Origin of the sequence: Aquiflexum sp. (assembly GCF_041751335.1) — a bacterium.
Lineage (GTDB): Bacteria > Bacteroidota > Bacteroidia > Cytophagales > Cyclobacteriaceae > Aquiflexum.
Genome location: NZ_JBGSXS010000360.1, coordinates 1 through 9,397, shown reverse-complemented (window position 1 = coordinate 9,397; position 9,397 = coordinate 1). Strand labels below are relative to the sequence as shown.

10 protein-coding genes are annotated in these 9,397 nt (G+C 40.6%); 7 read left to right on the top strand and 3 right to left on the bottom strand.

Annotated elements, in window-relative coordinates; translation table 11 throughout:
• The 6 genes from ACEW8U_RS19685 to ACEW8U_RS19660 all read left to right on the top strand — a co-directional run.
• Nucleotides 1-426: SDR family oxidoreductase (locus tag ACEW8U_RS19685; protein ID WP_373523769.1), on the top strand; the 426-nt coding region annotated here is incomplete at its 5' end.
• A gap of 359 nt (nt 427-785) precedes the next feature.
• A complete protein-coding gene (locus tag ACEW8U_RS19680; protein ID WP_373523768.1) occupies nt 786-2,084 on the top strand; it encodes a peptidoglycan DD-metalloendopeptidase family protein in 1,299 nt (432 codons plus the stop codon).
• Between the two features lie 216 nt (nt 2,085-2,300).
• Nucleotides 2,301-3,149 (top strand): SPFH domain-containing protein, encoded by an 849-nt coding sequence (locus tag ACEW8U_RS19675; RefSeq protein ID WP_373523767.1) that lies wholly within the window; start codon nt 2,301-2,303, stop codon nt 3,147-3,149.
• 48 nt (nt 3,150-3,197) lie between these two features.
• Nucleotides 3,198-3,653: a hypothetical protein gene (locus ACEW8U_RS19670; RefSeq protein WP_373523766.1), complete on the top strand. Its 456-nt coding sequence runs from the start codon at nt 3,198-3,200 to the stop codon at nt 3,651-3,653.
• A gap of 11 nt (nt 3,654-3,664) precedes the next feature.
• A complete protein-coding gene (locus ACEW8U_RS19665; RefSeq protein WP_373523765.1) occupies nt 3,665-4,135 on the top strand; it encodes a hypothetical protein in 471 nt (156 codons plus the stop codon).
• A 1-nt stretch (nt 4,136) separates the two neighbouring features.
• Nucleotides 4,137-4,307, top strand: a complete 171-nt coding sequence (locus ACEW8U_RS19660) for an Arc family DNA-binding protein (protein WP_373523764.1) — start codon at nt 4,137-4,139, stop codon at nt 4,305-4,307.
• Between the two features lie 191 nt (nt 4,308-4,498).
• Here the strand turns inward: ACEW8U_RS19660 and ACEW8U_RS19655 are convergent, their stop codons facing one another.
• Genes ACEW8U_RS19655 through ACEW8U_RS19645 form a run of 3 tightly spaced genes read right to left on the bottom strand, consistent with a single transcriptional unit; the run spans nt 4,499 to nt 8,645 of the window.
• A complete protein-coding gene (locus tag ACEW8U_RS19655) occupies nt 4,499-5,980 on the bottom strand; it encodes a TolC family protein (protein WP_373523763.1) in 1,482 nt (493 codons plus the stop codon).
• Entirely contained in the window at nt 5,973-7,292 is a 1,320-nt protein-coding gene (locus ACEW8U_RS19650) for an ABC transporter permease (RefSeq protein WP_373523762.1), read from the bottom strand. Before ACEW8U_RS19650 ends, ACEW8U_RS19655 begins: the two co-directional genes overlap by 8 nt.
• Nucleotides 7,293-7,298: 6 nt before the next feature.
• Nucleotides 7,299-8,645, bottom strand: coding sequence for an efflux RND transporter periplasmic adaptor subunit (locus tag ACEW8U_RS19645; protein WP_373523761.1), 1,347 nt, complete (start codon nt 8,643-8,645; stop codon nt 7,299-7,301).
• Nucleotides 8,646-8,845: 200 nt separating this feature from the next.
• On the opposite strand from ACEW8U_RS19645, the gene ACEW8U_RS19640 reads away from it, so the two are divergent.
• A partial coding sequence (locus ACEW8U_RS19640; RefSeq protein ID WP_373523760.1) for a class I SAM-dependent methyltransferase occupies nt 8,846-9,397 on the top strand: 552 nt, incomplete at its 3' end.

The window sequence follows — 9,397 nt, the reverse complement described above, 5'->3', positions numbered from 1 at the left end:
TGGGATGAAGTGATAGGCGTCAACCTCAAATCCTGTTTCAACACCGTAAAAGCTGCCACCCGCCCTATGATGAAAGCCAAAAGCGGTTCTATAATTAATATCACCTCGGTGGTAGGTATCAAAGGCAACGCAGGCCAAGCCAATTATGCAGCATCCAAATCAGGAATCATCGGCTTTACCAAATCTGTTGCCCTGGAATTGGGATCAAGAAATATCCGGTCCAATGCCGTTGCCCCGGGATTTATCGAAACTGAGATGACTGGGGTATTGGATGAAAAAACAGTTCAGGGCTGGAGAGATGGTATTCCAATGAAGCGTGGCGGGCAACCCGAAGAAGTGGCCAACGCCTGTGTGTTTTTGGGTTCCGATATGAGTTCTTACATTTCCGGTCAGGTGCTTCAGGTGGATGGGGCGATGTTGACTTGATTTTAGATTATAGATTTTAGATTTACGGTACTTCATTATTCGAAATTCAGTGTTCTGTATTCGAAATTAAGAATGTTTAATAATGAAGGCCGAAATAAAGAATAAGTTGACCTTGCAGGAATAAGAATTTCTTTCTTGCAGGGTTATTTTTTTACCACATACACATAGGTCGGCTCAGAATTTTAATAGGCTATAAAATTGAAAATAACTCAAAAACTGCGTGCTCTATGATTCTATGTGGTAAATCAAAAAAAGATCTTTAGGATTTTTCAGGTGCAAATTGATATAAAAAGACCTTCGGGGTTTTGAAAACCCCAAAGGTCTACCCAAAGCGCACGGTATTTGCATTTAGCTAAAGTATGAATACCAGGTCATTAACCTTATTTATCATTTTCGCTATTTTATTATTAGGTTGCAAGGGGACTAGTATAAAACAATTACTAGGGCCTAGTAATCCTTATGATCAGTACAGGACCTTTCTCCAATCTTCAGAGTTTGACAATGCTGCAATTGTCAGAGAGTGGGTTCATGCAGGAGAGGTGGCACTTTCCTCTCCTATCGAGATCAAAATTCCTTACCGGGAAATCTCCCATTTTGACAAAAACCAACCTAAGGCCATTTACATGGAATTTGGGACAAAAGAAGGACAGTTGATTTCAGTTCAGGTTGATCTGATTTCTAATCCTGATTCGAGGTTTTTTATTGATCTGTATGAAATGGGGCAAAGTGACCCCAAAAACATCCAATTTGCCAAAGACACCAACAGGCTCGAATTTCAGGTCAGGAATTCGGGCAGGTTAGGATTAAGGATTCAACCTGAATTATTTCGAGGTGGCCTGGTGGAAATCACCATCCAACAAAACCCTACCTTGGCATTTCCAATCAGTGGCAAAAACTATCGATCTATTGCCTCATTTTTTGGGGTTCAACGTGATGGAGGCAGAAGAGTCCATGAAGGTGTGGATGTCTTTGCACCTAGAGGCACACCGGTCACCACTGTCAGCCCTGGGAGAGTAAGGAGTGTAGGCGTGAATAACCTAGGTGGAAAAACTGTAAGTGTCAGCCATGACGGATACTCTTTTTATTATGCCCATCTGGACAGTCAATTGGTCAACAGGGGCCAGAGCGTCAAAGTAGGTGATACGTTGGGGACGGTAGGGAATACAGGAAATGCCATTACCATAGCACCACATTTACATTTTGGGATTTACAGAAGGGGTGCAGTTGATCCCTATCCGTTTTTTGAAACTGTAACATTGACCAATTCCCATTCGGTGGCCGATTCCATACATTTGGGTCAGTTTGCCCGGATACGAGTGGCAACCGCCAATCTGAGAAACCAACCCAATACCCAAAGTACGATAACCCAAAACCTATCTCAAAACGAGATCATACGACTTCAGGCAAAAATCAATGATTGGTTTAGGGTCATGTTGCCTGATGGAACAAGTGGATATATTTTTGAAAACTTACTTACCTATGAATTGTCTGCATTTGAATCATTGGAAGAAAATGTGGGGCTGATGATCAGGGAAAATTTTGCCGACAGCTATACCTTTGACGCTTCCAACCTTAGCGAAAAATTAGAGGTGATAGGTAAGTTTCAGGATTCGAGATTACTCAGAACAGAATCGGGAAGGATTTACTGGGCTTATTAACCTTTGAGGTCTTTTTTTGACCTCGAAGGTTTTGACCTAAGAGATATGCTTTCGGAGTTATTAATCATTAAATGGCTTCCTGTGTTTCGTTGTTTAAATATCCTGCTCTGGTTCTGCCAAAAAACTAAACTATTTTAAAAAAAAATTCCCCGATAAGTAACTTTTATTCCAACAACAATGTATATTGCATTGATATCATTTTAATATCATAACAATATGGAAAAAATCATAAAACCTTTCTCTGGCTATTTAATGGTTTTGGTGGCGATAGCCCTGATTCCGGCCACTGCATTTTCATTTATCAATGAAATACATATTCTTGGACTTATTTTAGGGGTGGGATTTATCCTGATTCTTCCCGGATTTTTTACCCTTCAACCAAACAAGGCCATGGTACTGATCCTCTTCGGCGCCTATAAAGGAACCGTCAAAGCCAATGGATTCTTTTGGGTAAACCCATTTATGACTAAAAACAAAATTTCCCTTAGGGTAAGGAATTTTGAAAACAAGCCTTTGAAAGTAAATGACAAGATCGGTAATCCAGTCATGGTGGGTACCATAGTTGTATGGCAAGTAGAGGATACTTTCAAAGCTACATTTGAAGTCGAAGATTATGAAAACTTCATTCACTTACAGTCAGATGCTGCGGTTAGAAAAATGGCGGGTAAATACCCTTATGATGATTTTGAAGCTGAAAATGCTGAAATCACACTAAGATCTGGTGTGGAAGATGTCAATCATTCCTTAGAAGCTGAAATTTCAGAACGCTTGCATCACGCTGGCATAAAAGTCATCGAAGCGAGAATTTCCCATTTGGCTTATTCTCAGGAAATAGCATCAGCCATGCTTCAAAGACAGCAGGCTACTGCCATAGTAGCAGCAAGAAGGAAAATAGTGGATGGCGCAGTGGGTATGGTAGAAATGGCTTTGGAAGATCTGAAAATCAAAGGAATCATTGAATTTGAAGAAGAGAAAAAGGCAGCCATGGTCAGCAACCTGATGGTAGTACTTTGCTCCGATCGATCTGCAAGTCCGGTGCTGAATGTGGGAACACTCAATCAATAACCCTATATGGTAGTCAATGAAGTTCAGGGGTTTCGAGGTTCAATTCTTATGTATGGAATTATACTATTGGAATTGCCTACCCTGGTTCTTTTGTTCGTTTTATGGCAAACAGGCAAATTAGGAGATGATGGCCCAATTGTAATTGGTTTTGTTGCCGGTATCATGGTTTTGATGTTCTGGCTATTGATGAATATCAGGTTGGAGTTAAGGTTGACCACCGATGGTTTATCATACAGAAATCCTCCCTTTCTTAACCGATGGATCAAAATCAGTCCTGAAGAAATGGAATCCATAGAAGTCAAGAAAATGAATGGTTTATTGGAATATGGTGGTGTAGGAGTCAGGTTTTCCAGAAAAACCAGAGCTTATATTTTCTTTGCTGATCATGTTATAGAAGTTAAAATGGCAAAGAAAAAACTGGTTTTCAGTACTCACAAGCCTATTGAAATCCAAAAAATCATAGATAGTTGGATGCAAAAACCAACCTTTAATACTACAAATTAGATTCAAATAAAATGGCAAAATTTATCTTTAGAGAAACACAGCGATTCAATCAAACTTGGATCTGGGCCATTTTGGTTTTGGTCACTGGAATTACATTTTATGGAATCTTCACCCAACCTGTTGAAGGTTGGGATATTATTATTCCTATCATAATTTTGGGATTGGTGTTCATGCTTTTTGTAAGCCTTCAATTGAAGACCCGAATTGATGAAAATGGATTGTCTTTTAGCTATTTTCCATTAATCAGCCAAAGGAAATACAGCACCGATCAAATTAAAAAATTAGAGTTGATAGAATACAACTCACTGACAAAGTTTGGAGGTTGGGGAATCCGATTCAACTTTGCCATGTGGGGATATAATGTAGGTGGAAAGCATGGTCTGATTGTCACTTTGAAGGATAAGAAGTTTCTGATTGGAACTCAAAAACCGGAAGAAATGCAAAAAGCCATCAAACAGTTTGAAGAATTAAAATCAGCGTAAAATGTCCGTTAAAAAACCATTCGCACTCCGCTTGGACGAAAAGATGATGAAGGCTGTCGAAAAATGGGCCGCAGATGAATTCCGCAGTACCAACGGACAGATCGAATGGATTGTCTATGAGGCGTTGAAAAAGGCGGGGAGGTTGTCTAAGGGAAAGTCTGAAGATACTTGAGGCGCAGGACGTTAGACATGAGACCTAAGGTGAAAACAAACTGTTTTGACAAAAAACTTTGTCCCTCCAAAAAACTTCCTTCTATTTCAAATTCGCCCAAATTCCTCAATCTTGGCTCTCGGTTCTTGATTCTCGCTTCTCATCTCTAAACTCTCGCTTCTCGCTTCTAATCTCTCGCTTCTCCCCAACCCCTAGTCCTCCGAAGGCACATACAACAACTGCTTGCTTTCGAAATCATACAGTGTCAGTTCCCGCATTTCATAATACGCAGTCCAATAATCTCTCAAAGCCACTATGTAGGCCCTTCGGTTCTGATCTTTTTCCTGTTGAGCAATGTTGAGGTCAGTAATGGTGACATTGCCATTCTGATACCTTCTTAACGAAATTTCGTACCTCTTATCAGCAACTTCATCTGATTTTTTGGTGATTTCCAAGCGGTCTTTCAACATGGCAAAATTTCTCACCTTAGTGAATATTTCCTGCTCAAAGTTGATCATATCCTGCTCTACAGTATATTCTACCAATTTCTTAGAAGCAGCAGCCTGTCCCATCCTGGCTTTGTTCCTTCCCCAATCGAGAACCGGTACAAAAAAACCTAATCTCACGAGGGTCTGCCTATTTGGATCTGTATAAATATCCTGCCAGTTCAGGGCGGCATTGTTCAGACCATAGCTAGCATTAAGTGACATATTGAATCGGTCTCCCCGGGCCTGCGCCATATTGGCTTCTGCCTGTAGCCGCCTGACATCAAATCCCAATGCCTCTGACCGGTTTTGAAAAGCATATTCAAGTGCTTCCTCTACATTGATCAGGATTTCCTTGACTTCAGCAGGGGGGATCAATGTCAGTTCTGCTGCCTCGTTCAAACCCACAAAAGATTTAAGGACCAAGGAATTGGTCTCCATATCCAATCTCGCTTGGGCAAGATCCTGCCTGGCTTGTAGCACCTGCAACTCCACCTGAAGCAATTTATCCTCGTATGTTGTTCCTATATTATATCTTCCTTGCTCAATCTTTAAAATTTCCTGGGTATTTTGTAAATTCTTGGTAGCTATATCCAGATTGACCTGAGCGACCAGAAAATCAAAAAAGAGTTCGGTCACTCTTCGGCTGATGCTTTCCATTTCCTCCACATACTCCCTTTTGCTTTCTTCATAGCGCAAGGGTTCGATTTTTTTATCCCATTTGAGCGGATTGAAAGCAAAAATGGGCTGACTCAAACGTACATTGACCGGTACACCGCTCCACCTTGTCTGGGCTGTACCTTCCGGGGCAAGAAAATTATCAAACCTGTTGGTAGAGGAGTTAATGGAAATAGTACCTCCGGTGGCTGCAATTTGCTGTTCCATTCCCAATTCCAGATCCATCAGATTTTGTCTGACTTCCCTGAACTCGACAGATCCATCAGGCTGAACAATATTGTTAAATGATTGTGAAAACCCCGGTATTGTCCCTCCAAGCCTCAACTGGGGATTGTAATTTGACCTGAAAAATCGGTATTCCCAATATCGATTTTCCTGCCTGGTCTCTGCCCTGAGTGCCGCAGGTGATCTCGATTTGGCACGAAAGACCAGCTCATCTAACGTGTAGGTCAATTTTTCCTGGGCAAAACCAACAATAGGTGCAAGCATCATCAATCCAAAGATGATACCACGATAAAAACATTTATTCATATCTTAAAGAAGTTATAGGGTCCTGACTTGCAGCCTTTCTTGCCGGAGCTATGCCAAACACCAAACCCACGGTAGCGGCTACTCCAAATGAAAGTATGATGGATGGAATGGTAACTATCGTTGGGAAATCACCTAGGTTAGATACCAAATAGGCGAGAAAAATCCCCAAGGCTACTCCGATTATTCCTCCTGATATACTGATCATGACTGCTTCAAATAGAAATTGATTGACAATATCGGATTTTTTTGCACCTAACGAAAGTCTTAGGCCGATTTCTTTAATTCTTTCCATCACTGAGGCCAACATGATGTTCATGATCCCAATACCGCCGACTAACAATGATATCCCAGCAATGGCTCCCAATACCAAGTTAAAAATGTTTTGTGTCCGCTGTTGCTGCTTCAATAAAAGCTCGGGAATTGTTATTTCAAAATCAACTACCATATTATGTCTTCTTTCCAATAATTTGGCAATTACCTCAGCGGTGGGATTCAGTGACTCACTTTCTTCCACCTGAACCACTATTTTGTCTATCTGATGGTAATTTTTGGTGAGAACATTTTCAGAGTCTTCATTCATGATACTATATCCGGTCACCAGATCCCTGTTTTTAAAGCGGATTAACATAGACTGAATGGGGACATAAACATCCATATTGAAATCCCTTATGCCCAATTTGGAAATGCTTTGTTCGGAAATCAATCTTTCTTCCATGACCCCGATCACTTCCAGCCATTGGCTACCGCTTTTTATCTTCTTACCAATTGGGCTTTCTTTTGAAAAAAATTTGGTCTGCACTGACCTTCCTATGATACAGACAGGATCTCCATTGATCATGTTGTTTTGGCTGAACATCTTGCCCTCCCTAAGGTGAAAATCCAGCACCTCAAAGTAGGCAGGAGTAATGCCAACTAGTTTGGCGGACCTCCTTATTCCACTTTTGACCAAGTGGGTTTCCAGTATGATTTCGGGACTGATGTTTTTTACTCCAGGTATCATCTCTGAAATCGCATCAACATCACTTAATTTTAATCCGGGTGAAAATTTACCCCTTTCAGCTTCAAGGTCTCCTTGTGCATCTAAGGTTTGCTCTACTTGTTCAAATACAGGCTCTATGACAATATTGTTTACACCTACCAAGCGTATTTGTTCCAGAATTTCCTGCTGGGCTCCGTTACCTATGGCCAGCATGGCTATTACTGCGCCCACACCAAAAATTATTCCGAGTGCCGTTAAAAGTGACCGTAGTTTATTGGCTATTACAGCTTCTAATGCAATTTGAAAATTTGCTAATAGTCTTTCATCAAACATAAACCTTTAGTCGTTATCTTGGGTTGACCTTCCTCTTCTTGTATTCCTCACTTCGGGTTCCGTTGTATTTTCCGAAACTGATAAACTTAGGTCTGGATTTCTTTTCCCGTTCAATTCATCTAAAAGATTGATAGCCATATTTTCTGACCAGTCAGGGGTGGAAAGATAGAGGTTCTGACCTTCACTTAATCCCAATTCTATCACAACATCATTGGTATTTGCCAAGCCCAATTTCACTTCCTGCTTTTTTCTGTTGGATAAATAGACATAATTGATACTATCGCTTTGCACATTAATAGCTTCTAAAGGAATATAAATAACATTTTCCAATTGTTCAATCACAGTAGAATTACTTGTTGTCATAGAAGGACGCATGGAAGGATCACTCTCATTTACTTTGACAATAACCTCAAAAACTTTGGCATCAGAATTAGGCCGCTGCTGACCCACATTTGCCACTTTGATTACCTCGCCAGTATATTTTTTTTCTGGGAATGCATCCAAACCCAATTCCACCTTTTGACCAACTTTTACTTTCCTGATATCTACTTCATTGACATAGGTCACACTCTGCATGGAGGATAAGTCTGGTAATGTTGCCACTACTGGATTCCAGCTGCTGATCTGCGAACCTTCTTTAACCTTTCCACCCCTTCCTTGTACATATATCACCATCCCGTTTTGGGGGGCTGTAACTGTAAACTTTTCAAGAACGGCCTGAATTTGTGACACTTCATTTTGGACTTCTCTCAATCGAGCACCAACTTCCACCATTCTGGCTCTTTCTTGCAATGTTTTTATCCTATATCTTTCCTTGGCCTGCTCAAAATCCCTTTTGGCTTTTTCGTAAGCATACTCATTTTGTTTGATAATGGCAGGTGGTTCAAATTCTGATTGTTCCAATACAAGCTTCATTGCCCCAACTTCGTATTCGAGGTTAATCAGATTGTCTCTTTCTTGCCTTAAAACCAAAGAAGTGTCCAATTGGGTCTGCTCATATAAAGCTTTGTCCTGTTCGAGTTCAATACGCTTGTCTTCCAATCGCCCGAATAATTCCGTCTTATCCAAAGAAGCTATAAACTCCCCTTGCTTGACAACTGTGCCTTCATCCACCATCGATTCAATGGTCATATTTCCAACCCTGTAGCGCCTCGCTTCTACAGGTCCTAAGATTTCCACGGAATTAAGGGCCTGTAATTCTCCGGAAGTGGTGATTTCGACTCTGAAATCCCCTTTCTTCACCTTTGCAATAATATCAAATCCATCCTCAACACCTCCGCTTGAAAAGAGATAAAAGAGCAATGCTATTGAAGCTACAATACCAATCAATATATATATGTTTTTTTTCTGCATGACATTCTATTAAAGTGGAGATGTAAATTTACGGTATAATGAACTTGGATATCCCCCAATAAGAAAGTTATAAAACCACTAAAGGAATATACATTATATAAGATTTTAAGGAAAATCCATGGTTTAGGTTTGACAGGATTTTGATAAATTGCGGAAATCAGAAGGCCATAACCCTTTATTAAATCCCCAAAAACATATTCATGAAATCCATTATCAGTTTTGTAATCAGGTATATCCCAAGGAAATATCTCCAATTGGTTTCCCATTTTTTCCTAAGGGTTATGGCGGTTTTCTACAGCGGGAAAAATGTGACCTGCAATGTCTGCGGGCATTCTTTCCGCAAATTCCTTCCTTATGGAAGAAAAGCCAGGGAAAATGCGCTTTGCCCTAAGTGCCTTGCTTTGGAGCGTCACAGGTTAATGTGGCTGTTTTTACAGAAAGAAACTGATTTTTTTTCCGCAAAATTAAAAGTCCTCCACATAGCACCTGAATTGTGCTTTATTGACCGGATGGAAGCATTGCTCAACTTGGAATATATCACTGCTGACCTTGAGTCCCCTTTGGCAAAAGTCAAAATGGATGTGCATCAGATTCCATTTGAGGATGAGAGTTTTGATGTGGTATTCTGCAACCACGTTTTGGAACATGTGGATGATGACCTATTGGCCTGCAGTGAAATCAACCGGGTGCTGAAAAAGGACGGTTGGGGAATTATACAGTCACCCGTATATGACCTGGAAAAAACCATAGAA